We start from the raw sequence: 23,419 nt of genomic DNA on the forward strand, positions 1-23,419 counted from the left end.
GAGAGGCGCAAGGTATGACGATCGACAATCCCTCCTCCTGTCGTGTCGTCATACTGGGCGGCGGCACGGCCGGATGGCTGGCCGCCGCCTATCTTTCCCGAACGCTGAAGATGACGGGCATCACGCTGGTGGAATCCAGCGAGATTGGCATCATCGGCGTGGGGGAAGGTACATTCCCGACCATCCGCTCGACCCTGGCCGGGCTGGGCATCAGCGAGGCGGAGTTCCTCGTGCGCGCCGACGCCACCTTCAAGCAGGGCGTCCTGTTCGAGGGCTGGGCCACCGGGGCGGACAGCTATTTCCACCCCTTCAACATGCCCATCGGCGGCGAGGACGAGGCGTTACTGCCGCACTGGCTGGCCGATACCAGCCCGCAGCGGCTCGCCTGGGCCGATGCCGTCACCGTACAGGAGCAGGTGATCCGCGCCGGACGCGCGCCAAAGCGGCCCGAAGACCCCGACTTCTCCGGCCCGATGAACTACGCCTATCATTTCGACGCGGCCCGCTTTGCCGATTACTTGCGCGAAATCTCCATCGCCGCCGGGGTCGAGCGGATCGAAGGCACTGTCGCCAGCGTCCAGCGCAAGGCCGATGGCGACATCGCCGCGCTGGAACTGGCCGACGGCCGCACCGTCTCCGGCAATTTCTTCCTCGATTGCTCAGGCTTTCGCGCCCTGTTGATCGGGCAGACGCTGGGCGCCGATTTCACATCTTGCGCAGGCAGCCTGTTCAACGACCGCGCACTGGCGATGCAGGTGCCCTATGCCCAGCCCGGCGCCCCGGTGCGCCCCTATACGCTGGCGACGGCGCACGAGGCCGGCTGGACCTGGGATATCGGCCTGACCGAGAGGCGCGGCATCGGCTACGTCTATTCCAGCCGCCACTGCTCCGACGAGGAAGCCGAGGCGACGCTGCGCCGCTATGTCGGGCCGCAGGGCGATGCGCTGAGCCCGCGCCAGCTACGCTTCGAAACCGGCTACCGTCAGCGCCAGTGGATCGGCAACTGCGTGGCAGTGGGCCTCTCCGCCGGATTCTTCGAGCCGCTGGAATCGACCGGGATCATGCTGATCGAAGCCGCGCTTCGGATGGTCGGTGATTTTCTGGCTCCCGATCTTCTCGCAGGCGCTGCCCGTGATGCCCGTGACGCCGCCGCGCGCAGCTTCAACCGACTGATGAGCGCACGGTTCGAGCGGATCGTCCACTTCCTCAAGCTCCACTACTGCATCACCCGCCGCACCGACACCGCATACTGGCGCGACAATGCAGACCCCGCGACCATTCCCGAAACCCTGCGCGACATGCTCGCACAGTGGCGCCATCGCCCGCCCTCGCGGTTCGATTTCGTGGTCGACCTCGAGACGTTCCTGCCGCCCAGCTACCACTACATCCTCTACGGCATGGGGTTCGAGACACACCTCGGCGCGGCCCGCTATCCCGGAGCTGCGCAGGCGCGCGAGGTGTTCGCCCGCGTGCGCGCGGCCCATGCCGGCGCGCGTGGCGGCCTGCCCGATCACCGGGCGCTCCTGAACCACTATCATGCCCGCACCGGCATCCCGTCCAGCAAGGTTTCCCGATGAGATTTCCCCAGCACGCCGCCCTGATCGCCGCCCTCTTGGCCGGGGCATCGCTTGCCGCGCCCGTCTTTGCACAGCAGCAGGCGGCCAATTCCGCGCAGCCATCTTCCGCATCCGGGGCTGAAGCGCGGGCGGACGCACTGGTCAGGGCGATGACGCTGGAGGAGAAGCTGCAGCTGGTTCACAGCTATTTCCCGCCCCTCGCCAAGCCGCAGCCGCCGATCGCGATGATCCCGTCTGCCGGGCACGTCCCCGGCATCCCCCGGCTCGGCATCCCCACCCTGCGCGAAAGCGACGCCAGCCTCGGCGTGGCCAACCAGGTGGAGCAGCGCAAGGGCGATGTCGCCACCGCCCTGCCCGCCAGCATCGCCACCGCCGCCACCTTCAACCCGCGCCTGGCCTATGAAGGCGGCGCGATGATCGGCGCAGAGGCGCGCGCCAAGACCTTCAACATCCTGCTCGCAGGCGGCATCAATCTGACCCGCGATCCGTGGAATGGCCGCAACTTCGAATATCTGGGCGAAGATCCACTGCTCGCAGGCGTCATGGCCGGAGAACATATCAAGGGCGTGCAAAGCAACGCCATCGTCTCCACCATCAAGCACTTCGCGCTCAATTCGCAGGAGACCGGCCGCACCGTTCTCGACGCGCGGATCGACAGGGCAGCGCTTCGCGAAAGCGACCTGCTGGCGTTCCAGATCGCCACTGAAATCGGCAAGCCCGCCTCGGTCATGTGCGCCTACAACAAGGTCAACGGCGACTATGCCTGCGAAAACGACTGGCTGCTCAATACCGTCCTGAAGCAGGACTGGGGCTACAAGGGCTGGGTCATGTCTGACTGGGGTGCAGTCCATTCGACACAGAAAGCGGCGATGAACGGCCTCGACCAGGATTCCGGTCAGGAACTGGACGATGCAATGTACTTCGACAAGGCCCTTGCCGGCGCAGTCAAGGACGGCAGCGTGCCGATGGCGCGGCTGGACGATATGGTCCGGCGCATACTGTTCGGGGTTATCGACAGCGGCTTGATGGACAAGCCCGTGCCGGACAGTGCCCAGCCGATCGACTATGCCGCTCATGCTGAAGTCGCCCAGCGCGCAGCCGAGGAAGGCATCGTCCTGCTCAAGAACAAGGGCGATCTGCTGCCGCTGGCCAAAACCGCGAAGAAGATCGTCCTGATCGGCGCCCATGCCGATGTCGGCGTGCTTTCGGGCGGCGGCTCCTCGCAGGTCCGCTCGGTGGGCGGCGCTCCGGTGGAGATTCCCCTGACCAAAGGCGCGGCCGCATCCTTTGCGCGCATCACCTGGCACGCATCCTCGCCGCTTCAGGCGATCCGCGCGCTGGCGCCGCAGGCCAGCGTGACCTACCTCGACGGCAGCGATCCCAAGGCGGCGGCCAAGGCGGTTCGCGGCGCCGACATGGCGATCGTCTTCGCCTGGGCCTGGCGTACCGAGGCGCAGGACCCCGAAAGCATGGCCCTGCCCGATCAGCAGGACGCACTGATCGAGGCCGTCGCCGCCGCCAATGCGAAAACGCTGGTCGTGCTCGAAAGCGGCGGGCCGGTGCTAATGCCCTGGGTAGACCGCGTGCCCGCCATCCTGTCGGCATGGTATCCCGGCCAGCGCGGCGGCGAGGCGATCGCTCGCATCCTGTTTGGCGGAGTCGATCCCTCCGGCCGCCTGCCGATCACCTTCCCCGCCAGCGTGGATCAGGCCCCGCGCAGCGAACCCGCAGGCCTTGCCGAACTGCACGCCGCCGATGCGCGCCGCAGCGCCGGTAACAAGACCGTCTACGGCATGAGCGGCGGCGTCGCGCCCTTCACCGTCGACTACCCGGAAGGCGCCGAGGTGGGCTATCGCTGGTACGCCGCGAAGCAGCGCAAACCGCTGTTCCCCTTCGGCTACGGGCTAACCTACACCCGCTTCAGCTATGCCAACCTGAAGATCGAAGGCGGCGCAGGGCTGACCGTCGGCTTCGACGTCACCAATACCGGCAAGCGCGCGGGCGCCGATGTCCCGCAAGTCTACGTCGAGGCGAAAAGCGCAGCCGGAACCCGCGCCTACCGCCTGGCCGGCTTCGAGAAAGTCAGCCTTGCGCCGGGCGAGACACGCCATGTCTCCGTCACGGTCGACCCGCGCGTGATCGCCCGTTTTGATGAAGCCGCGCCGGGCTGGAAGGTCGATGCGGGCGCCTATCCCGTGGTTGTGGGCCACTTCGCCGGCGATACCGCGCTAAAGGGCACCGCAATGCTAGACGCGCTGTCGGCGCGGCCCTGATCCAGCGCGCTGATCCGCCATGACGGGTTCCACCCACCAGACCGAGATGCTGCTCTTCACGGTGCTACTGCAACTGATCGTGATGATCGGCGCGGCGCGGCTGATGCACGGGCTGTTCCGGCGCATGGGACAGCCCGGCGTCGTGGGTGAGATCGTCGCCGGGCTGCTGCTTGGCCCGTCGCTGTTCGGGTACTTCTTTCCTGGCGTCTCCCTCGCCCTGTTCGGGGCTAAGCCGGAGCCTGCCGTCACGGTGCTGAGCCAAATCGGCCTGATCCTGCTGATGTTCCAGATCGGCGGCGAGTTCGAATTCGGCCGCCTGAAGATACCTCGCCTGCAACGAACGACCATCGCCGTGGCCCTCGCCTCGATCCTTGCGCCGTTCCTTGCCGGGGTAGGCATCGGCCAGCTTTCGGCCGCCAGCCTGGCGCCGGATGTCGACCCGTTCGTCTACAGCCTGTTCTGCGGAGTGGCTGTGGCGATCACCGCCGTCCCGATCCTGGGCCGTATCCTGGGCGAGTACGGGCTGACCCGCAACGACGTAGGCATCGTCGCCATTTCCGCTGCCGCCGTGAACGATGTAGTCGGCTGGATTTTGCTCGCCGGGATCGCCGCATTCGCCGCCGCCCAGCTTTCCGTGACTTATCTGGCGTTACATCTGGGCGGCCTTGCGCTGTTCCTGTTCTCCCTGCGCTTCGTGGCAGCGCCGCTGTGCGACCGGCTGGTGGCCCGCCTGCCGCTGAAAGATGGCGCCATCCCGCCGCATCTTCTGGCGATCCTGCTGATCGTCATCTTCGGGCTGGCGCTGTGTACTTTCGCACTGGGCATCTTCGCGATCTTCGGCGGTTTCGCCGCCGGCCTGCTGTTTCATCGCCATCGCCCGCTTGTGGAGGCGTGGAACGCGCAAGTCGGGCAGTTCGTGCTGGTCTTCTTCCTGCCGATCTTCTTCACGTTCACGGGCCTCCGCACCAATTTGCTGGGGCTTTCATCCGGGCCGGAGCTGGCCTGGCTGGCCGCCGTCTGCGTAATCGCCGTGCTGGCCAAGATCGTCCCGGTATACTGCGCCGGACGGGCCAATGGCTTCGCCCATCATGAAAGCCTCACCCTCGGCGCGCTGATGAACACGCGCGGACTGATGGAGTTGATTGTGCTCAACGTCGGCTACGATCTGGGCTTCCTGCCCCGGTCGATGTTCACGATACTGGTCGTCATGGCGGTCGTCACGACTGTTATGACCGGCCCGATCCTGCGCGCGCTGCGTGACATGCGCGCCCATCCCCCTCACATCCCACATGCGCCGCCGCAGCTTTACGGCGCACAGGAGCGACCATGAAAACGAACCGATCGAGCGCCTCTCTCCTGATCCTCGCCCTGACGCTGACGGGAATGCCGGGCGCCGGACTGGCCGAAACCGCGTCAGCAGACCAGCCCGCGGCTTCCATCGCGAACCCCGGGATCTGGCCGAAAGTCCGCGCCCGCCCCAGCCGCGATCCGAAGGTCGAAAAGAAGATCGACGCCCTGCTTGCCGCGATGTCGATCGAGGACAAGGTCGGCCAGATCATCCAAGTCGATATCGGCTCGATCAAGCCGGCCGACGTCGTGACGTACAAGCTGGGCTCCATCCTCAACGGCGGCAACAGCGGCCCTTATGACGACGAATATGCCTCCCCCGCCAAGTGGCTGCAGCTGGCGGACGAATTCTACGACGCCTCGATGACCCGCAGCGACAGCCGCCCGAAAATCCCGATCATCTGGGGCACGGATTCGGTCCACGGCAACAACAACATCGTCGGCGCCACCCTTTTCCCGCACAATATCGGCCTTGGCGCCGCTAGGAATCGCGACTTGATCCGCCAGATCGGTGAAGTGACAGCGCTGGAAACAGCCGCCGCCGGCCTCGACTGGACCTTCGCACCGACCCTTGCGGTGGTGCAGGACGACCGCTGGGGCCGCACCTACGAAAGCTATTCCGAGGAACCGCAGATCCCTGCCGACTATGCAGGCGCGATGATCGAGGGCGTACAGGGCAAGGTCGGCACGAATGACTTCCTTGCCCCGAACCACCTGATCGCGACGACCAAGCATTTCCTTGGCGACGGCGGCACGGGCGGGCGCGACCAGGGCGATACGCGGGTGCCCGAAACGGTACTGCGCGATGTTCATCTGGGTGGCTATCCCGCTGCGATCGAGGCGGGCACCCAGTCGGTCATGGCCAGCTTCTCCAGCTGGAACGGCGAGAAGATGAGCGGCAACAAGAGCCTGCTCACAGGCGTCCTCAAGGAGCGCATGGGCTTCGACGGCTTCGTCGTGGGCGACTGGAACAGCCACGGCCAGGTAAAGGGTTGCAGCAACGAGGATTGCCCGCAGGCGATCAATGCAGGGCTCGACATGTTCATGTATTCCGGCCCCGGCTGGAAGCAGCTCTACGATAATACCCTGGCCGAGGCAAAAGCGGGCACCATCCCCGCCGCACGGCTCGACGATGCGGTGCGGCGCATCCTGCGCGTGAAACTGCGCGCCGGAACGTTCGATCGCGGACAGCCATCCTCGCGCGCCTTCGCGGCCAAGTTCGACGTCATCGCCTCCCCTCAGCACCGCGCCATCGCGCGTGAGGCGGTGCGCGAATCCATGGTGCTGCTCAAGAACGATGGCGTGCTTCCCCTCAAGCCCGCTGCCAACATCCTGGTCGTCGGCAGCGCAGCGGACAGCATCAGCCAGCAGGCGGGCGGCTGGTCGATCACCTGGCAGGGCGCGGACTTGCCCAATTCCGCATTCCCCAATGCCACCTCGATCTGGAAGGGCATCGAGCAGACCGTGAAAGCCGGCGGCGGCACCGCCACTTATGCGCCCGATGGCAAGTTCAGCGCCAAGCCCGACGCCGCTATCGTCGTTTTCGGCGAGCAGCCCTATGCCGAATTCAAGGGCGACATTCCGAACCTGGAATACAGTCCCGGCGACAAGTCCGATCTCGAAAAGCTGCGCCGCCTCAGGGCAGCGGGTATTCCGGTTGTGGCGGTATTCCTTTCTGGCCGTCCGCTATGGGTGAATGCCGAAATGAACGCCTCCGACGCTTTTGTGGCAGCCTTTCTCCCCGGCAGCGAGGGCGGCGGCGTTGCCGACGTGCTTTTCGCAGGAGCGGACGGCAAACCGGCCCACGACTTCCGGGGCAAACTCAGTTTCTCCTGGCCCAAGCGGCCCGACCAGTATGTCCTCAACCGCCGCGATGCCGGGTACGATCCGCTGTTCGCTTTCGGCTACGGCCTTTCCTACGCCGCCCCCGGCAAGGTGGCGCAACTGGACGAGGCCCGTCCCGCCGGCATGGCCGAGGCGACGCCCGGTGTCTTCTACGGCAAGGGACGCGTTCCCGCAGGATGGTCGATCGACACGCAGACGGTCACCCAGATCGGCGTCGACCGCCACGCACAGGAAGATGCGCTGCGCTTCACGTGGCTTGGCTCGGGTCCTCACGCGGGCCGAGTCGCTTTGGTGCCGCCTCGCGCCATCGACCTTTCGCGGGAGAGCAATGGCGAGATCAGTCTGGTCATCGAATACCGGGTCGATGCCAGGCCCAACGGGCCGGTGGCGTTGGGCATCGAGAGCGGCGGCAAGACCACTTCGGTGCCCATCGCAACCACCCTTGCCCGCGCACCTCTGGGTGAATGGGCTCGCATCGCCGTCCCGCTACAGTGCTTCGCCAGCCGCGGCGCAGACATGGCCGCGATTACCGCGCCGTTTGTGCTCAGCGCAAACGGTCCGCTGGCGGTGTCCCTCTCAGACGTGAAGATCGACTACGTAAGCATGCCGATGAACGCCTGCGGCGATTGAAAGCCCGGCAGGAAGCTGAACGCCCCGCCGGCGATGACATCGACATGATCGAGCAGCGCGCATTCCCTGCCTGCCGCGTTTCGTTTGGCAGCATCAGCCGAATGACCCGCGCAGCCTTGTCCTCCCTGCCCACCTCGATGGTGTCGCTCGGTTCGACGCCTTGCGTGCAGGCAGAGGGGCTTGGTGCAGCGGGCTGAACTCGTCGGCGGCCAAGGTGCTTGACTGCTACGTCGTCATCGGCGAACTCGCCTGCAATCTCGAACAACAGGACGGCTGGAGCTGATGACACAACGCATTCTCGCGGGCCGGCAGGTCCATTCCGTGGGCCTCGGGTGCATGAACGTCGCTTGGGCCTACGGCTCTGCCCCTTCCCGCGAGGATGCGGTGGCGCTGTTCCGCCATGCGCTGGACGCCGGCTGCGATCACTTCGACACCGCGAACATCTACGGCGCCGGCGTAAGCGAGGAAATCCTCGGCGAAGCGATCATCGACCGGCGCGGAGAATTCCTCCTCGCCACCAAGACCGGCATCGTCGTCGAGGGGCCGAACCGCGGCATCGATTGCCGCCCGGAGTCGATCACCGCCTCGCTCGACGGCAGCCTCAAGCGGCTCGGCACCGATCATATCGACCTGTTCTACATGCACCGTTTCGACCCCAAGGTGCCGATCGCCGATTCCGTCGGCGCCATGGCCCGCGCGATCGAGGCGGGCAAGATCGGCTCCTACGGCGTCTCGGAATGGTCCAGCGCCCATATCCGCGAAGCCCACGCCGTCCACCCGATGGCGGCGGTGCAGACCGAATATTCGCTGTGGACCCGCAATGTCGAACTGGGCGTGCTGGAAACCACGCGGGAACTCGGCATCGCGCTGGTCGCCTTCTCCCCCGTCGCACGCGGGGCGCTGGGCGGCGAGCTGCATGATGCAGCAGCGCTCGCCGAAAAGGACATCCGCCGCTCCATGCCCCGCTTCCAGGCGGAAAACTGGCCCCGCAACATCGAACTGATCACCCAGTTCAACGCGCTCGCCGCCGAAGCGCAGGTCACGCCTGCTCAACTAGCGCTGGCCTGGGCCCTGTCGCGCGCGGAGCATGTCCACGCGATCCCCGGCACCCGCACCATCCCCCACTTCGACCAGAACCATGCCGCTGCCGGGCTGGCCATCGCCGCCTCGGTGCTGGAACAGGCCGGGGCGCTGATCAGCGAGCATACTATCAGCGGCCGCCGCTATCCCGACGCCACACAGGCCAGCATCGACACCGAAGACTACTGAAACGGAGCGCGCATCCCGGCTGCCCTTGCTGGCCGGGACGCGCGCAATTCACGGCGAAAATCCCATCAAGGAACGATGACGAAGTCCGGGTTGGACACCGCGAACACGGCTTCGCGGTCCGGTGCGGGCGGGTAGATCCAGATGCCGTTGATCTCCTGCTTCACCTTCTTGCCCTCATCGCGCGTGAGGCGGACCTGCCGGTCCCAGCCCTCGGTATAGAGCGCGCCCCAGGCCCCCAGGTCGAGGCAGGTGACGTACTTGGGCTGACTGTAGGGGTGCAGTTCCAGCCCGGCGAGTTCGGCAGCAGCATTGTGCCCCGCCACCCGCCCAAGGCTGAGCGCGTGCTGGCAGGACATCACCGTGAAGTTGCCGGCATCGTCGGTCGCCGCCTTGACGCTATCGCCGGTGACGAAAATACCCTCCGCCGCCGGAGCGCGCAGGAAGGCATCGCCGATCACACGGCCCACCGCATCATGCTCGCCGGGGACTTGCGCGGCAAGCGGATGGGCGCGCAGCCCCCCGCTCCACACCACCGTACCGGCATCGATGCGCGAACCGTCGGAGAGCGTGACGCCGCCCGCATCGACCGCCGTGACGCGCACGCCGGGCCGCTGCTCGATACCCATTTCCACCAGTGCGGCGCGAACCGCCTCGCCTGCCTCATCGCCCATGTCGGCGCCGATCTGCGGGGCCGGATCGACGATGACGACACGAGGCTCCGCGTCCTCACCCAGTACCGCGCGCAGCCGTTCGGGCATTTCGGCAGCGCCTTCGAGGCCGGTGAAACCGCCGCCGACGACGACCGCAGTATTGCGCACCGCCGTTTCGGCCCGCGCTCCCAGCGACTTGATGTGAGCATCCAGACGGTGCGCGGAAGCAAGCTGGTCGACGTCGAAGGCATGGTCGGCAAGGCCGGGGATCGCAGGGGCCGACAAGCGGCTGCCGGTGGCAAGAACGAAGCGGTCCCACTTGATCGACTGCACGGCACCATCGCCGTGCAGTACCGTAGCCTCGCGGCCATCCACGCCGATGTCCTGGATCAGACCGGCGATATGGCGCACTCCCACGGCGATCAGCAGTTCGGAAACGTCCGGGTCCATGTTCTCGAGTACGGCTTCATACAGGCGCGGGCGGATCACCAGGCGGGGTTCGGGCGATACGATCACCACTTCCAGGTTACCCTCACGCCCTGCCAGCGAAATGGCGCGGGCGGCGGACAGCGCGGCCCAGACACCGGCAAAACCGGAACCGGCGACAAGAATGGTCTGTTTGCTCATGGGTGTTCTCCTTCAGGTTCACCGGACGCAAAGTCTCGATCCGCCGGGCACTATGCCCTGTCAGGCAGGCGCGAGGCACGGCTTTCCCGGCAGCGTCCGGCGAGGACGACGAGAAAGAAGTTCAGGTTTTCAGGGGGAATTGAAGCGGATCAGGAAGGCCCGTCACGCACAGGGCGCCCGGTGCGGGCCGTTCGCGTCGTCTGACGCTCATCCGCCCATTCCTTGAAGTCGGCAAAGAAGCTCTCCGGCGCCTTGCGGCTGAAACGGCTGGCGACTTCGCCCAGCGTCTGGGCGGCAAGCGCATCGCGCATCGCCTTTTCGGCCTGCTTCATCACCGCGTGGATCGCGCAGGTCCCCGAAGTTGCCCAGCCCGGCACGCCGCCTGTGAACAGAGCGCAGCGTTCGCGCACTTCCTGGCAGTCGAACAGCGGCTTCTCGCCTTCGATCGCATCGACGATCTGGAGGAACGTGATCTCATCCGCCGCGCGCCCCAGCCGGTAGCCACCGCGCACGCCTTCGCTGGCGGCGACGATCCCGGCCTTCTCCAGCTTGGGGAAAATCTTTGCGAGAAAGCTGGGTGAGATGCCCTGAATTTCGGCGATCTCACGGCTGCTCAGCGCCTTGCCGTCATTGCCGACGAGCCAGAGCAATCCGTGGATGCCATATTCGACGCTGGTAGTTATGTGAGCCATGAACGCGGAGTTACTCTATCCGCGTTATAGCAGTCAACGATTAAACGCAGACTAAGTTAGTCCTCGTTAATTTTCCATCAGCCTTGGTAGCGCGTTTCTGACAGGTCCAGCTCCCGCGTCAGCTTCTTGGCCGTCTCGCTGCCGATACGGCGGGTCCGCACGAGCTGGAGTACTGCCGCCCGTTCCGCCTTGACGCCCACGAGGCGAAATTCGCGCAGGAGCCGGTCACCGGCGCGGCTTTCAGCGGACTGCTTGCCGCTCAGCCCCTCAACCCGCTCGCGGTAGAGGTTCATCACCTGCCCGCCCGCTTCGGCGTAGATATCCGCGTCCACCTTGTCTGCCGCCAAAGCGTGCTGGTGTCGTTCGATCGCCTGAATGGCAGCTTCGGCAGTGGCGATCCGGGCATTGTCCTCCTCGGCTTGCTTGGCCGGTTCGGCGGGCATCGTCAGCCCCTTCAGCAGGATCGGCAGGGCGACACTGGCCAGCACGAGCGAGACGACGATGACGCCTGCAGCCAGGAAGATCGCAAGGTCGCGCGCGGGGAACGGGGTTCCGTCGTTAAGCGCCAGCGGCAGCGTAAGCACACCGGCCAGCGTGATCGCGCCGCGCACACCGGCGAAGGATGTCGCCGCGACCAGACGCCAGTCCGGGCTCTGGAAACCGTCACCCTTCTTCGCCTTGCGCAGGATGGTGAACTTGAGCGAGGCCCACACCCATATGAACCGCAGCGCCGCAAGGCCCGCGACAATCGCCAGAACATAGGCGCTTAGCCACCACGGCGAGGCGTGGCCGGTCAGCGCGACCGTCTGCTTCGCACCGGCAAGGATGCTCGGCAGCTGCTCACCCAGCAGCACGAAGATGATGCCGTTGAGGGTGAACTGGACCATGTCCCACACCGAATTGCGGCGCATCCGCGTGGCCGCAAGCGCCTGGCGCGAGATTTCCGCGAAGCTCATCGTCACGCCCGCGCTCACCGCGGCAAGGATGCCCGATGCGTGCATGTGTTCGGCCAGCAGATAGGAGCCGAAGGGGATTAGCAGGCTGACGAGGATCTGCGATCCGGTATCTTCACCCCAGCGCTTGGTCACCCAGGCCTTGGCGCGCGTGACTGCGAGGGTGACGATAACGCCGATCGCCAGTCCGCCAAGCGCGACCCAGGCGAAGTTCAGCGCCGCTTCCCCGGCCGAGAACGTGCCCGTAAGCGCCGCCGCCACGGCGAAGCGCAGGCAGACCAGGCCCGAGGCATCGTTGAGCAGCGATTCGCCTTCGAGGATGTGCATCATGCGCTTGGGGATCGGCACACGCGCGGCGATGGCGGAAACCGCGATCGGGTCTGTCGGCGAGACGACAGCGGCAAGAGCGAATGCCACCGCCAGCGGCATGGCCGGGATCATCCAGTGGATGAAGAAACCCATGCCCACCACGGTCATCAGCACCAGCCCGAGGGCCAGTTCGACGACGGTGGAGGCATCCTTGAGCAGTTCATCCTTGGGGATGCGCCAGCCGTCGAGGAACAGCAACGGCGGCAGGAAAAGGAACAGGAAAAGCTCGGGATCAAGCTCGACCCCGTGCGAGGTCGACAGACCGATCGCCGCGCCAAGGACGATCTGGACCAAAGGAGTAGGAATGGAGACCGGCAGCATTCGGGCGAAGGCTCCGCTGACGACTACCGCCAGCAAGAGGAATAGCACGATAGAAACTGTCTCCAAAACTTCACTCCATGTTGCGGTGCACCCAACTTAGGGGACTCGATGCAAAAGACACAACCCCCAGATGTCCTCCTGAACCGTAAAAATGGCCATATTGAGCCAATCGCCATGGCAACGTGATAGCCCGCGCACCGGCGTGCGGTGGTTGTACGCGCAGCTTCGAGGTTCGGGATCGGCCAGCGCTAATCGTTTTGAGACCCTGCCCTACAATAGCGGGTGCCCGTTGCCGGGGCATCCGGTTTTGCGTCAGGCTGCCGCACGCAGACGGATGCGCGTCTGTTCGTACAGAGCAAAAAGCTCGGTGAAATGCTGGGTCATCGTACGCGCTTCCTGCGGCTGCTGCCGCGGGCTGCGCAACACAGTCGCGATGGCACGCGCAGCTGCCGCCGGGTCGCAGGCGGCATACGTCATGCCCGCGCCGTCGCCGGCATGATCCGCTGCCCCGCCAGCATCGGGTACGATGACCGGCGTACCGCTCGCGCGCGCTTCGGCAGCGGCCATGCAGTAGGTTTCCGCCTCGCAGCCGTGGATCAGCGCATCAGGGCTGGCGAGGATGCGCGCGAACATCTCGCGGTCGCGCTCGGGCTCGAACAGGCGGACATGCGGGTTACCGGCGATGTGCTTGATGATCGTGCGCCGCTCGCGCCCCTCGCCGAACATGACGAGACCGATCGGTGACTGCTGGCCCGCGGCGTTGACCGCATCGATCACCATCGGCCAGCGCTTTTCCGGCGAAAGGCGCCCGCAGCCGAGCAGCAGGCTGGCGCTTTCCGGCAGGTCGCAGGCAGCCAGCAACCGTGCGCGCAAGGCAGGATCGCGGTTGACCGGCGAGAAGCGGCCCGGCTCGACACCCATCGGCAGCGTCACCGTGCGCGGCACGCCGCCTTCGGCCAACCGAAGCGAAAGGTCGCTGTTGGCGCATACGACATGGTCGAAGCGGCGGGAGTGGCGGCGCAGATGCTCCCAGTAGACCGAGAACTGCCAGTCGATCGTCCTGCGCGAGAAGACCTGCCCGAACCAGCGATAGGCGAAAGCGGAAAGCGGGTCAGCATGCATCACCAGACTGCGCGGCGCGGCGCCCGCCCAGTCGGCGACGAGGCCGGCGCTGCGCCAGGGCGAGGTCGCCTCGACGAAATCGGGCGCCAGTTCGTCGAGGGCACCGTGCAATTGCTCGGCCGAAGCGAAGTAGCCGTACTTGCGGTCCAGCGGGAAGCGCGGGCTTTTCAGCGTGACGATGCGGGCGTTCGGTCCGCGTTCGACCACGCCGTCCTCGTCTCCGGGGGCGAGGATCACGATTTCGTGTCCTAGTTGCGGCCCGATGCGCAGCTTCTGTTCCACATAAGTGCGCACACCGCCGCCATGCGGGGTGTAAAAGGCGCAGACATCCACGATCCTCATCGCCCGGTCACCTTGCTGCTAGCGGGGCGACACCGAGGCCCCTGCGGTAGTTGAGCACGATCGAAAGCCGGGTCGGTGCGCCGCCCGCGCTGGCGGCCGCGTTGACCGCGCGCGGCTTGCCGAGGAACAACCGGGGGTTGCCCGCGAAACCGATGCCGTCGACCTTCCAGTTGAACTTGCGGTCCTCATCCCGGTCGTGGAGCAGGCTCACCGCATATGTCCCGGGGCCGGGCACCCGCACGCACAGGCGCACGGGGCCGCTCGCCGGGACCGGCAATTCCACGCGGCGGAATGTCTTGCCCTCGCCAATGAGCTTGTTGTCGTCGGCAAGGAAGTCGCGGTCGTTGGCAGGGTATATTTCCAGCTTGAGATTGCCGGTGCGGTCCTTGAGGCCTTCGACCTCGACGATGAAGGCAGACCCGCTCTCGCCGGGCCGGCAGCGGGCTTCGGCCTTGCCGAGATCGGGGGTGGAAGCCACGCTCGCAGCTGCCGCCAGCGGCAGTACGACACCGAGGGACAAGACGGAAATCATGGGCGCCTCTCCAGGTTGACGAGATCGTGCAGGGCCACCAGCGCACCCAGCACAAGGTGCGCGGCAAGGATCAGGCCCGCCATCAGGGCCATCAGCGTGCCGATATCCCGCTCCTCGCCCAGCACCACGACGGTGATGCCGGCAAAGAGCAGGTCCTTGTTCGGGATAAGCGGCAGGCGCGAAACAAGAAGGCGCAGCGTCGCGAGGTAGAACCACCATGACAGCGCGACGCCGGGCAGGACCAGATGCCACAGGATCGCCGACAGCAGGGTCGACAGTATGATGCGGGCCAGGTGCATCCGCCCGATCATCCAGAGGTCGGGCCTGGGAAGGCTGAACACCCGGCGGCGAAACGCCATCGCCGCGATCGAGATCACCAGGATCACACCCAGCGAGAGCATCAATACCCGCGCATCAATGCCCAGCGCGTGGGTTCCCAGCAATGGCAGGACCAGCGCCAGCAGTACCACGGTGACTAGGTTGCCGGTCATCGCGGACAGAATGGCGACGTCCTTGACCGCCCCGAAAGGCGCAGCGGCCAGCGTCACCCGTCGGCGCGCCCAGGTGTAGAAATAAGCCTCGCCCAGATAGCCAAGCAGAAGCTCGTTATAGACCTTCTTGCGCACCAGCGCGAGGAAGCCCGTCGCCGGAATGCCCCAGAGACGGCGGAAGATCAGCCACTCACTGGCGGGAGTGATGAGATAGGATGCGGCAAAAACCAGCCAGAACGCTGGTGACGAGGGGATCATCGCCGGCAGGCGGCGCAGTTCGAGGCTGCTCGTCTCGTGCACCACGGCGGCGATCACCGCGAGCGAGAGCAGGATCGAAAACACAGCGTTGCGCCCGCGATGCGAGGGCCGGTCCTGCGGGGTAAGCTGGATCGCGGGCAGATCGAGGCTGCCTGCAGCAACGGTATGGGACAAGGACATCTCCTGGATGGTCCGAACTACTGTGAGCGCCGCAGCAAACGACATGGCGCCAGCGCGCTGAGGGCAAGGCCAAGCCTGCGGTCATGATCGCGCCGCCGGGCAACATCCTGCATGAGTTCGATGTAGCGATGCGCCGCGCCTTCGACTTCGTAGATCGAGGCCACGGAGCGGGCGCGCTGCGGGTCTCCGCGCATCTGGCGCAGCTGCACCAGCCCTTGCGCGAAAGTTTCGATACAGCCGGGGGGAACGATCAATCCGGTGCGTTCGTGGTCCACAAGGCTGGTCATGCTGACGCAGCAGTCGGTCGCCAGCACGGGCAACCCAGCCGCCAGCGCCTCGACGACGACGCCGGGAAGGCCCTCGTAATCCGAGCTTAGGACCATCGCATCGGCCTTTTCCAACAGCGGATCGATGCTGGTAACGTGACCGGCGAAATGCACCTGCCCGGCGATGCCCAGCCCGTCCACCAGCGCTTCAAGGCGGGCGCGCTCCGGCCCTTCCCCGGCGATGGTCAGTTGATCGTCCGCCCGCGCTGCGCCTGCGAAGGCGCGCAGCAGCAGGGGATAATTCTTTTGCGCCACCAGCCGCCCGGCAGCGAGATAGCGCATGCCCCAGGCAGAAGGCGCGCGCCGCTCGATCCGGCCCAACTGGCGCAGTCGCTGCCGGGTCAGCACCGGATTGGCGATGACGCTGACCTGCCGGGCGTCGGCCAGCATGCACTCCCGGATTTCGCGGCGCATCGGCTCGGACAGGGCGACAAGAGAATCGAACACGGCGCCCTGTGCCCGCAGCCAGGTGCCATAGCCGCTGCGGATTGGCTGCGGCATGTCGGGCCGATGCAGCGCGTTGCTGACCTTGAGCATCATTGGCGGCGCATGACCGCCCAGCAGCAGCTTCATCGCAGCGGCGACAACAGCATAGGTATTACCGGGGCAGAACAGTACATCGACGCGGCGCTCGACCAGGAAGCTGTAGAGGCTGTGGATCATCCACGGCGTTTCCCAGGATGCGGTCGATAGCCGCGTGGGAACGCTCCAGTAATCGAGCGCAGGCGCGCTGCACAGGCCCGAGCCTCCCGAACGGCCAAGCACAACCGTCACCTGATGCCCGGCGCTGCGCCACTGCGTCGCCAGCCCCAGCGCGACACGCTCCACGCCGCCCGGCTCCAGGCTGTGGATCGGAATCGCGATCCTGAGTGGTCCATGTCCAAGCGCTTCGTGCATTTTGTCAGACGCCGCCCCGCCGTCCTTGCCCCTCCAGTCCGCACCGGGCGGGAGGGGAATGAGTTCGTTACCAGCGGCCCTCTATGGAAGGATGATTTCGGGTTTGTGACGACGATACGGCCGGTCGCCTCACCGACACGCCAGCGCCTTTGAACCGTAATGGGGACTGTCAGACAAGGATCTGCACATAGCGGGAAGGCTCATGGCTGCGCGCGAACCGAGCCAGCGTGGCATCGATGCTGGCCACCAGCTCGGGCTTGGTGACGTCGCCCGGATGCACCGCGATCCGCACCGTCGGAAGCATTGGCAAAACCTGCCGCGCCAGCCCGGCAAAGGCGATCGACGAGGCAGTGCGCCCCGCACTGCGACTGGCCCAGGTAATCACCGGACCGCGCACCAGGACTTTGTCGCTGGCCGTGTCCCAGACCCGCCAGTGGTCCTCCGCCAGCGTCAGCCCGCTCCTGCGCAGCGCCGCGCGCGCACCGGGACCATAGAGCCACGCCGGAGCGATAAAGCCCGCCGCTGCGCGGCCCGTCACGTCCTCGACAAGTGCCCTGCCCTTTTGCATTCGGCGCAGCGCTTCGGCTTCCTCGAGTCCCAGGAACTCACCCTCCGATGCCGTCATGTGCCGTGCCTTGATGCGGGCAAGGCCGCGATGCTCGGCGTAATCGCGGTGGAACCAGCCGTGCACGAACATCTCGACCCCCGCATCGGACCACGCCCGCAACCGGGCCTTGAACGCCGGAGCGCTGTCCAGCGGGTGGCGGCCCCAGTGATCGGGAACCACCAGCATGGCAAAGCGCGGGCCGCCCAGCCGCCGCTCAAGCAGCGCGGCAAGCTGTTCCACCTCCCGCTCGAAACCGGGGCCGACATCATGGATCGAGGCAAGAAGGCGCTTGGTTTCGGTCATGGCTATCCCGATGCAGATCGCGGCAGCCAATGCGCTCAGCCAGTTACAGTGTGAAGACGCCGGTCGTCACCGAAATGTCAGAAGGCCGTCAAGATAAAGACCCGGAACTGTCCCTAAACTGTCTGCACCGCGTCAGAAAACACGCCCAGATGCTGCGTCGCACAAGAACTGGCACAGGGGGTTTCAGCCATGCGCACTACATCGATCCGTAATTTCTGTATTCTCGGCGTCAGCCTCGCCGCAATCGCCGCCGCCACGCCCGCTTTCGCCGACGAAGCGGAAGACGCAGACGCCGAGGCCATCGTCGTCACCGGCCAGCGCACGACCTACAACAACGCCGCTCTCGACGAGAACCTGCTGGACGACAAGTCGCCGGTCGCCTCTGCGATCGACCTCATCGGCACCCTGCCCGGCGTACAGGTGAACGAGGGCGACGCCTTCGGTTTCGACGACTGGTCGACCACCTATTCGATCCGCGGCTACCAGACCAACCTCGACACGCAGCAGGTCGGCCTGACCATCGACGGACTGCCCAACGGCGGCTCTGGCTACGGCGGCGGCTCGAAGGCCAATCGTTTCGTCGACACCATGAACATCGGCACGGTTGAAGTCTTCCAGGGCACTGCCGACATCGCCTCGCGCTCGAACGAAGCGCTGGGCGGCACGATCAATTTCGTAACCTCGGACCCTAAGGACGAATTCAACGTACGCCTCTCCGGCTCGGTCGGCGACTATGACGCAAGCCGCTATTACGGCCGTGTCGACACCGGCCTGATCGGCGGCGTCGCCAAGGCGTGGATTTCCTATTCGCACCAGCAAGCCACCGACTGGATGGAAGGCTCGGCGAACAACCGCCGCGACAATTTTGCCGCCAAGTTCATCGTCGACACGCCCGTCAAGCTGACCGGCTACGTCGATTACGACGAGGCGTTCGAAAGCAACTACGACCAGATGTACTCGCAGGCGCAGTTCGCCGCCAATCCCAATTCCGACGGGCTCGTCGGCGTGTGGACCGGCGTGCCTGCGGCCGACCAGCAGTACCGCAAGGTCTGGAACACCAAGCGCAAGAACTTCTTCGCCTACCTCAAGGGTGAAACCACGATCGCCAATACGATCGACCTCAAAGCCTCGGTCTACTACCACGACATGGCTGGCCGCGGTGACTGGGCGCCGCCTTACATCGTCGATGTGATTCAGGACGGAGCCGGCCCGCAGAGCGAAATCTCTGGAGGCTCGGTCAAGGGCACACCCGCATGGTGGGCCGGCCTGCCCGCAGGCTCCGGCACTCCGGTTTATTATGCCACCAATGCGTCCGGCGCGGCGGTCGATCCGACCACGGCGGCCAGCTTCCTGTGGCAGCAGTCCTACCGCCATACCCATTACCGCAAGGACCGCCTCGGCGGCACCGCCGACGCGGCATGGAACGCGCAGTTCGGGATGGTCGAGAACACCCTGCGCGGCGGCCTGTGGTACGAGGACACCAACCGCCGCGAATGGCGCGACTGGCACCACCTCACCGACACCCGTGTCGGCCCGGCCTATGACGCCGCACCGTACTGGACCCAGTACGACCGCAAGTATCCGCAGACTACCTTCAAATGGTACGTCGAGGAGCAAGTCCAAGTCGGCCCGGTGACGGCCAACGTGGGCGCCAAGCAGTTCATCAACCACATCGACCGCGAGGACCTGTTCGGCGAAACCCCGAACCTGAAGACCAAGTCGAAGTCAAAGGTCCTGTGGTCCGGCGGCGTCAAGGTCGAACCGCTCGACGGTCTCGACGTGTTCGGCGGCTATTCGGAAAACTTCAAGGCGCTGAGCGATACCCTGCTCGAATACAGTGCCGACGCCATCGAGAACATCGAACCGGAGACCGCCGAGAACTGGGAAGCGGGCGTGCGTTACGCCAGCCCGATCTTCAACGCCTCGGCCACCTGGTTCAAAAGCAAATTCTCCAATCAGGTGATCTTCGTCCCGTCCTCGACCTCGGCCGGGCCGGATTACCTGAGCGAAGGCGACGGCCGGTTCTTCAATGCCGGCGGCATCGACTCCGAAGGCTTCGAACTGCTCGCCAACGTGCGGCCGGTGGCGGGAGTCAGCCTCTACGGTGCCTATACCCACATCGACGCGACCTACCGCGGCACGGGCAGCACCGAACTCGACGCCGAGCAGGGCGTGACCGCCGGCAACCGCGTTGCCGGAATTCCCAAGGACATGTGGGTACTCTCGGGCACCTACACCTACGGACCGGTCAAGCTGGGCCTGACCGGCAAGTACACCGGCAATCGCTTCGTCAATGCGGACAACAGCTGGACCGCGAAAAACTACTTCCTCACCGACCTCTCGGTCGCGGTGAAGGGCGAGGCGCTGAGCGACCGTTTCAAGGCGCTGGAGTTCTCGCTCAACATCACCAACCTCACGGACGAGAGCTACCTCGGCGGTATCTCGGGCAACTACGCCTGGATCGGCACCCCGCGCACGATGATCTTCAGCGCTACCGCCGACTTCTGATCCTCCTTTTAAACTACTGGTAAAAAGCCGGGCCGGCGCAGCGATGCGTCGGCCCGCAACTTTTCCTGCGGGCTCCGGCGAGCTGCCCCCCAACCGCATTCCCCACATCGACAAGGCTTGACTGCCTAGTCCCGGACAGGCAGAGACGCTTTATATGCGATTGCCTCGCAATAGCGTTATTGAAGCAATGGGGACGACGATTTTTCATGCCGATACCTTTGCCGAACATCGGTCTTCTCGGGGCATATTGCGCAGCCGGGCGTCGGGCTTCGCAGCGGGGGGCAAGGCAATCGCTTCGAACGTAGGATGCGACTGAAATCACAGGAAACCACAGACCGATGAACCGCATCACGACTTTTCTGGCAACCGGCCTCCTCTCGATCGCCCTGGCCACCAGCCCGGCGCTGGCTCATCCGCCGATCAGTGCCGAGAAGGCCGCCGCCGGTTTCGAGCAGGACCGCGCCGACATCCTCGCCATGGCAGGCACCTTCAAGGTGCGCTTCGACATGCAGGAATCGACCCCCTGGGCAACGGGCTATACCCCGCTGGAACGCAAGATCTCCGGCGGCAACGAAGTGGTCCGCGTAGTCGAGGATACTGGCCGCAAGATCGTGCTCCAGCACATGCTGGTGGCCGAACACGACGGCCAGACCATGGTCATCAAGCACTGGCGCCAGGACTGGGAATTCGAGCCGACTCGCGTCCTCGTCTATGCCGACCGCAACACCTGGAAGTGGGAAGATGTACCCGAGAAATTCCGTACCGGCCGCTGGTCGCAGACGGTCTTTCAGGTCGACGATTCCCCGCGGTACAGCGGCTGGGGTCAGTTCGAGACGCAGGGAGGGGTGCGCCGCTGGCGTTCCAGCTGGACCTGGCGCCCGCTCGCCCGCCGCGATGCCGTGCGCGATCCGGTATATGACCGCTACCTCTCCATCAACCGCCACCAGAACACACCCGACGGGTGGATTCACTGGCAGGATAACACCAAGATGGGCCTCAAGGACGGCAAGCTAGCCCCCATCGTTCAGGAATACCTGCTCAATACCTACACCCGCTTCGACGGCTACGACGTCAAGGCAGCTGACGACTACTGGGCCGCGACCAGCGACTACTGGGCCCAAGTCCGCGCCGAATGGTCCCGCGTGGCCGAGGCGAACGGCGGCATCGCCGTGGACGAAAAGGCCGATACCGGCACTGTCATCAGCGGCCGCCTGATGGAACTCGCCGACGATATCCAGGCAGGCAAGATCAAGACCGCCAAGGCAGCGGCCGAAGCCCGCAAGCTGATCGCTGCCAACACCCGCAAAATCTAGGTTCAGGAGCGCCCGCCCCATGTACGACTTCATCGACCGCCCCGTCACCGAACTCGACAACGACGGGCGCTTCCTGCTCTGGGCGATGCGCGGCTGGGCCCATTGTGCTGCCAAAGGCAACTGTCCCGCCCAGTCGCTCGGCCGGGCGTTCGCCGGATTCAATGCCCAGGCCGTCCTGCCTGACTTCCATATCGCCATGTCGCTGCTCAGTCGCCGCGCCAGCGAACGCGTCATGCTGGCCCCCATGGGTTGCTGCCGAATTGCCGAACACGAGGCCATGCTGCTTGCGCTTTGGCGCGATGTCGGTATAGGGCGCCGCGAGAACGTGCGTGCGACTCTGTCGCACGTCGTGCCGGCGGACACGGTGGCCGCGGTAGCGCAGGCAATGTCCCGTGCCAGTGCCGCGATGACTATCGCCGGCTTCGGCATATCCCTGATTAACCCGCAGAATATCGAGGACTGAAGTTGATGAGCGATCACAAGGCCGAGGCGGCTACCCTGGCTTCCACCACGCTGGAGCCGATTGTCCTTGAGCCTACTGCCGCCCTGACCGTGGAAGAGGTCCTCTCGGTCCACCACTGGAACGACCACCTCTTCAGCTTCAAGATCACGCGGCCCGCCTCGTTCCGCTTTCGCTCGGGCGAGTTCATCATGATCGGCCTCCAGGGCGACAACGGCAAGCCGCTGCTGCGCGCCTATTCGATCGCCAGCCCCTCGTGGGCAGAGGAAATCGAGTTCCTCTCGATCAAGGTCGAAGACGGTCCGCTGACCTCCAAGCTGCAGAAGATCCAGCCGGGTGACCACATCTACCTCGGCCGCAAGCCGGTCGGTACGCTGGTGACCGACGCGCTTTCGCCGGGCAAGCGCCTGTTCCTGTTCGGCTCGGGCACCGGCCTCGCGCCGTTCCTCTCGCTGATCCGCGACCCGGACGTCTATGAGGCGTTCGAGCAGGTGATCGTGGTCCACTCGGTACGCACCGTCGCCGACCTCGCCTTCCGCGAAGAGCTGGAAAGCCAGCTTGCCGGCGATCCGCTGGTCGAGGACCAGGCGCTGCTCCAGCTGACCTACGTGCCCACCGTCACGCGTGAGGAATTCCACACCACCGGCCGCATCAATACGCTGATCGACAACGGCCGCCTGTTCGAGGGACTCAAGGGTGAAGCCCGCCTCGTCCCCGAAAGCGACCGCGTGATGCTGTGCGGATCGATGGCCATGAACAAGGACATTGCCGCAATGCTCGAAGGTCTCGGCTTCGTGGAAGGCTCCAACAACAAGCCCGCCGACTTCGTTATCGAGCGCGCCTTCGTCGGCTGACGAACCGGCCTTACCGAATGCAATACGGGCCCCGGCGCGACATCGTGCCGGGGCCCGCTGCGTTTGGAATGCTAGGCTTCCGTCACCTGCAAGGGCGCTCCGGCGAAGTCCTGCGCCGCCACCGTATCGATCTGCCGTTCGATCCCGCGCGTCAACGCAGCCGGGACGGTAACCGCGAAACCGCGTGCGATCAGACCGTCGATTGCCCAGCGCACGCAGTAGTCGGCAGCGACCCCGATCACCGTGACCTCGTCCACCCCGCTCGCCTTCAGGTCAGCGAAGAATTGTTCGCGGGGTACCGGCACTGCCTGCAGGTCGCGCGCGTTTTCTATTTCAAGGGCCGGCTCCGCCCACATGTCGAACACGCCCTTCTCGATGCGCCATGCCGCGATCGCGGGATCGATCAGCGTCGCATCCAGCAGGTTCGCCCAGCCGTCGCTACCGCGCACGCAGTGGATCGGAAACGCCTCAGCCTCGGGCGAGCCGGCGTAGATTGCAGGCTCGTGCGTGTCGAAAGTGAACAGCACCCCTGCGGTATCGCGCGGATCAAGCGCCGAGAGCCAGGCGTTCATGGGCTCCACCAGAGCCTCCGCACCGGCGACCGCGAGCGCGCCCTGCGCCTTCATGAAGTCCTTCTGGGTATCCACCGCGATCACGAAGCGCGCCATCAAAC

19 protein-coding genes are annotated in these 23,419 nt (G+C 65.4%); 10 read left to right on the top strand and 9 right to left on the bottom strand.

The window, feature by feature from the left end; translation table 11 throughout:
- Nucleotides 1-14 precede the first annotated feature (14 nt).
- The 6 genes from GVL61_RS15095 to GVL61_RS15115 all read left to right on the top strand — a co-directional run bounded on the left by GVL61_RS15095 (nucleotide 15) and on the right by GVL61_RS15115 (nucleotide 8,941).
- On the top strand, nucleotides 15-1,577 hold the full coding sequence (locus GVL61_RS15095) for a tryptophan halogenase family protein (RefSeq protein WP_159981486.1): 1,563 nt from the start codon (nucleotides 15-17) through the stop codon (nucleotides 1,575-1,577).
- Entirely contained in the window at nucleotides 1,574-3,850 is a 2,277-nt protein-coding gene (locus GVL61_RS15100) for a beta-glucosidase (RefSeq protein WP_159981487.1), read from the top strand. The genes GVL61_RS15095 and GVL61_RS15100 overlap by 4 nt, the downstream gene beginning before the upstream one ends.
- Nucleotides 3,851-3,869: 19 nt before the next feature.
- On the top strand, nucleotides 3,870-5,180 hold the full coding sequence (locus GVL61_RS15105) for a cation:proton antiporter (RefSeq protein ID WP_159981488.1): 1,311 nt from the start codon (nucleotides 3,870-3,872) through the stop codon (nucleotides 5,178-5,180).
- Nucleotides 5,181-5,233: 53 nt separating this feature from the next.
- Entirely contained in the window at nucleotides 5,234-7,672 is a 2,439-nt protein-coding gene (locus tag GVL61_RS15110; protein WP_235037726.1) for an exo 1,3/1,4-beta-D-glucan glucohydrolase, read from the top strand.
- 44 nt (nucleotides 7,673-7,716) lie between these two features.
- Nucleotides 7,717-7,869 (top strand): hypothetical protein, encoded by a 153-nt coding sequence (locus GVL61_RS25015; RefSeq protein WP_159987286.1) that lies wholly within the window; start codon nucleotides 7,717-7,719, stop codon nucleotides 7,867-7,869.
- Between the two features lie 85 nt (nucleotides 7,870-7,954).
- Nucleotides 7,955-8,941, top strand: a complete 987-nt coding sequence (locus GVL61_RS15115) for an aldo/keto reductase (protein WP_159981490.1) — start codon at nucleotides 7,955-7,957, stop codon at nucleotides 8,939-8,941.
- A gap of 65 nt (nucleotides 8,942-9,006) precedes the next feature.
- Here GVL61_RS15115 and GVL61_RS15120 read toward each other — a convergent pair whose 3' ends face one another.
- The 8 genes from GVL61_RS15120 to GVL61_RS15155 form a co-directional block, all read right to left on the bottom strand.
- A complete protein-coding gene (locus GVL61_RS15120) occupies nucleotides 9,007-10,218 on the bottom strand; it encodes an NAD(P)/FAD-dependent oxidoreductase (protein WP_159981491.1) in 1,212 nt (403 codons plus the stop codon).
- Nucleotides 10,219-10,367: 149 nt separating this feature from the next.
- Entirely contained in the window at nucleotides 10,368-10,910 is a 543-nt protein-coding gene (locus GVL61_RS15125; RefSeq protein WP_159981492.1) for an Rrf2 family transcriptional regulator, read from the bottom strand.
- Nucleotides 10,911-10,987: 77 nt separating this feature from the next.
- Nucleotides 10,988-12,619: a Na+/H+ antiporter gene (locus GVL61_RS15130; RefSeq protein ID WP_159981493.1), complete on the bottom strand. Its 1,632-nt coding sequence runs from the start codon at nucleotides 12,617-12,619 to the stop codon at nucleotides 10,988-10,990.
- Between the two features lie 246 nt (nucleotides 12,620-12,865).
- A complete protein-coding gene (locus GVL61_RS15135) occupies nucleotides 12,866-14,017 on the bottom strand; it encodes a glycosyltransferase (RefSeq protein ID WP_159981494.1) in 1,152 nt (383 codons plus the stop codon).
- A 7-nt stretch (nucleotides 14,018-14,024) separates the two neighbouring features.
- Entirely contained in the window at nucleotides 14,025-14,549 is a 525-nt protein-coding gene (locus tag GVL61_RS15140) for a DUF2141 domain-containing protein (protein ID WP_200844802.1), read from the bottom strand.
- Nucleotides 14,546-15,478 carry a hypothetical protein gene (locus GVL61_RS15145; protein ID WP_159981495.1) on the bottom strand — a complete coding sequence of 311 codons (933 nt, stop codon included), beginning with the start codon at nucleotides 15,476-15,478 and terminating at the stop codon, nucleotides 14,546-14,548. The genes GVL61_RS15140 and GVL61_RS15145 overlap by 4 nt, the downstream gene beginning before the upstream one ends.
- Before the next feature lie 17 nt (nucleotides 15,479-15,495).
- On the bottom strand, nucleotides 15,496-16,701 hold the full coding sequence (locus GVL61_RS15150) for a glycosyltransferase (RefSeq protein WP_159981496.1): 1,206 nt from the start codon (nucleotides 16,699-16,701) through the stop codon (nucleotides 15,496-15,498).
- A 169-nt stretch (nucleotides 16,702-16,870) separates the two neighbouring features.
- The gene (locus GVL61_RS15155) at nucleotides 16,871-17,611 is read right to left on the bottom strand and encodes a DUF2334 domain-containing protein (protein ID WP_159981497.1); all 741 of its coding nucleotides are present in this window, start codon (nucleotides 17,609-17,611) and stop codon (nucleotides 16,871-16,873) included.
- 189 nt (nucleotides 17,612-17,800) lie between these two features.
- Between GVL61_RS15155 and GVL61_RS15160 the strand changes: the two genes are divergently transcribed.
- The 4 genes from GVL61_RS15160 to GVL61_RS15175 all read left to right on the top strand — a co-directional run bounded on the left by GVL61_RS15160 (nucleotide 17,801) and on the right by GVL61_RS15175 (nucleotide 22,746).
- Nucleotides 17,801-20,119, top strand: coding sequence for a TonB-dependent receptor (locus GVL61_RS15160; protein ID WP_159981498.1), 2,319 nt, complete (start codon nucleotides 17,801-17,803; stop codon nucleotides 20,117-20,119).
- 338 nt (nucleotides 20,120-20,457) lie between these two features.
- Nucleotides 20,458-21,432: a DUF6607 family protein gene (locus tag GVL61_RS15165; RefSeq protein WP_159981499.1), complete on the top strand. Its 975-nt coding sequence runs from the start codon at nucleotides 20,458-20,460 to the stop codon at nucleotides 21,430-21,432.
- A 19-nt stretch (nucleotides 21,433-21,451) separates the two neighbouring features.
- Entirely contained in the window at nucleotides 21,452-21,895 is a 444-nt protein-coding gene (locus tag GVL61_RS15170) for a hypothetical protein (protein ID WP_159981500.1), read from the top strand.
- A gap of 5 nt (nucleotides 21,896-21,900) precedes the next feature.
- Nucleotides 21,901-22,746, top strand: a complete 846-nt coding sequence (locus GVL61_RS15175) for a ferredoxin--NADP reductase (protein WP_043970421.1) — start codon at nucleotides 21,901-21,903, stop codon at nucleotides 22,744-22,746.
- Between the two features lie 71 nt (nucleotides 22,747-22,817).
- On the opposite strand, the gene GVL61_RS15180 is transcribed toward GVL61_RS15175, so the two are convergent.
- A complete protein-coding gene (locus GVL61_RS15180; RefSeq protein WP_159981501.1) occupies nucleotides 22,818-23,414 on the bottom strand; it encodes an isochorismatase family protein in 597 nt (198 codons plus the stop codon).
- Nucleotides 23,415-23,419 lie beyond the last annotated feature (5 nt).

This window comes from Novosphingobium sp. 18050 (assembly GCF_902706195.1).
Classification (GTDB): domain Bacteria; phylum Pseudomonadota; class Alphaproteobacteria; order Sphingomonadales; family Sphingomonadaceae; genus Novosphingobium.

Bases quoted from the DNA above. Each gene is read 5' to 3' on its own strand.
- GVL61_RS15115 (WP_159981490.1), top strand. From the start codon at position 7,955: ATGACACAACGCATTCTCGCGGGCCGGCAGGTCCATTCCGTGGGCCTC.
- GVL61_RS15165 (WP_159981499.1), top strand. From the start codon at position 20,458: ATGAACCGCATCACGACTTTTCTGGCAACCGGCCTCCTCTCGATCGCC.
- GVL61_RS15175 (WP_043970421.1), top strand. From the start codon at position 21,901: ATGAGCGATCACAAGGCCGAGGCGGCTACCCTGGCTTCCACCACGCTG.
- GVL61_RS15125 (WP_159981492.1), bottom strand. From the start codon at position 10,910: ATGGCTCACATAACTACCAGCGTCGAATATGGCATCCACGGATTGCTC.
- GVL61_RS15110 (WP_235037726.1), top strand. From the start codon at position 5,234: ATGCCGGGCGCCGGACTGGCCGAAACCGCGTCAGCAGACCAGCCCGCG.
- GVL61_RS15150 (WP_159981496.1), bottom strand. From the start codon at position 16,701: ATGCACGAAGCGCTTGGACATGGACCACTCAGGATCGCGATTCCGATC.
- GVL61_RS15160 (WP_159981498.1), top strand. From the start codon at position 17,801: ATGCGCACTACATCGATCCGTAATTTCTGTATTCTCGGCGTCAGCCTC.
- GVL61_RS15140 (WP_200844802.1), bottom strand. From the start codon at position 14,549: ATGATTTCCGTCTTGTCCCTCGGTGTCGTACTGCCGCTGGCGGCAGCT.
- GVL61_RS15120 (WP_159981491.1), bottom strand. From the start codon at position 10,218: ATGAGCAAACAGACCATTCTTGTCGCCGGTTCCGGTTTTGCCGGTGTC.
- GVL61_RS15170 (WP_159981500.1), top strand. From the start codon at position 21,452: ATGTACGACTTCATCGACCGCCCCGTCACCGAACTCGACAACGACGGG.
- GVL61_RS15180 (WP_159981501.1), bottom strand. From the start codon at position 23,414: ATGGCGCGCTTCGTGATCGCGGTGGATACCCAGAAGGACTTCATGAAG.
- GVL61_RS15155 (WP_159981497.1), bottom strand. From the start codon at position 17,611: ATGACCGAAACCAAGCGCCTTCTTGCCTCGATCCATGATGTCGGCCCC.
- GVL61_RS15135 (WP_159981494.1), bottom strand. From the start codon at position 14,017: ATGAGGATCGTGGATGTCTGCGCCTTTTACACCCCGCATGGCGGCGGT.
- GVL61_RS15105 (WP_159981488.1), top strand. From the start codon at position 3,870: ATGACGGGTTCCACCCACCAGACCGAGATGCTGCTCTTCACGGTGCTA.
- GVL61_RS15100 (WP_159981487.1), top strand. From the start codon at position 1,574: ATGAGATTTCCCCAGCACGCCGCCCTGATCGCCGCCCTCTTGGCCGGG.
- GVL61_RS15095 (WP_159981486.1), top strand. From the start codon at position 15: ATGACGATCGACAATCCCTCCTCCTGTCGTGTCGTCATACTGGGCGGC.
- GVL61_RS25015 (WP_159987286.1), top strand. From the start codon at position 7,717: ATGATCGAGCAGCGCGCATTCCCTGCCTGCCGCGTTTCGTTTGGCAGC.
- GVL61_RS15145 (WP_159981495.1), bottom strand. From the start codon at position 15,478: ATGTCCTTGTCCCATACCGTTGCTGCAGGCAGCCTCGATCTGCCCGCG.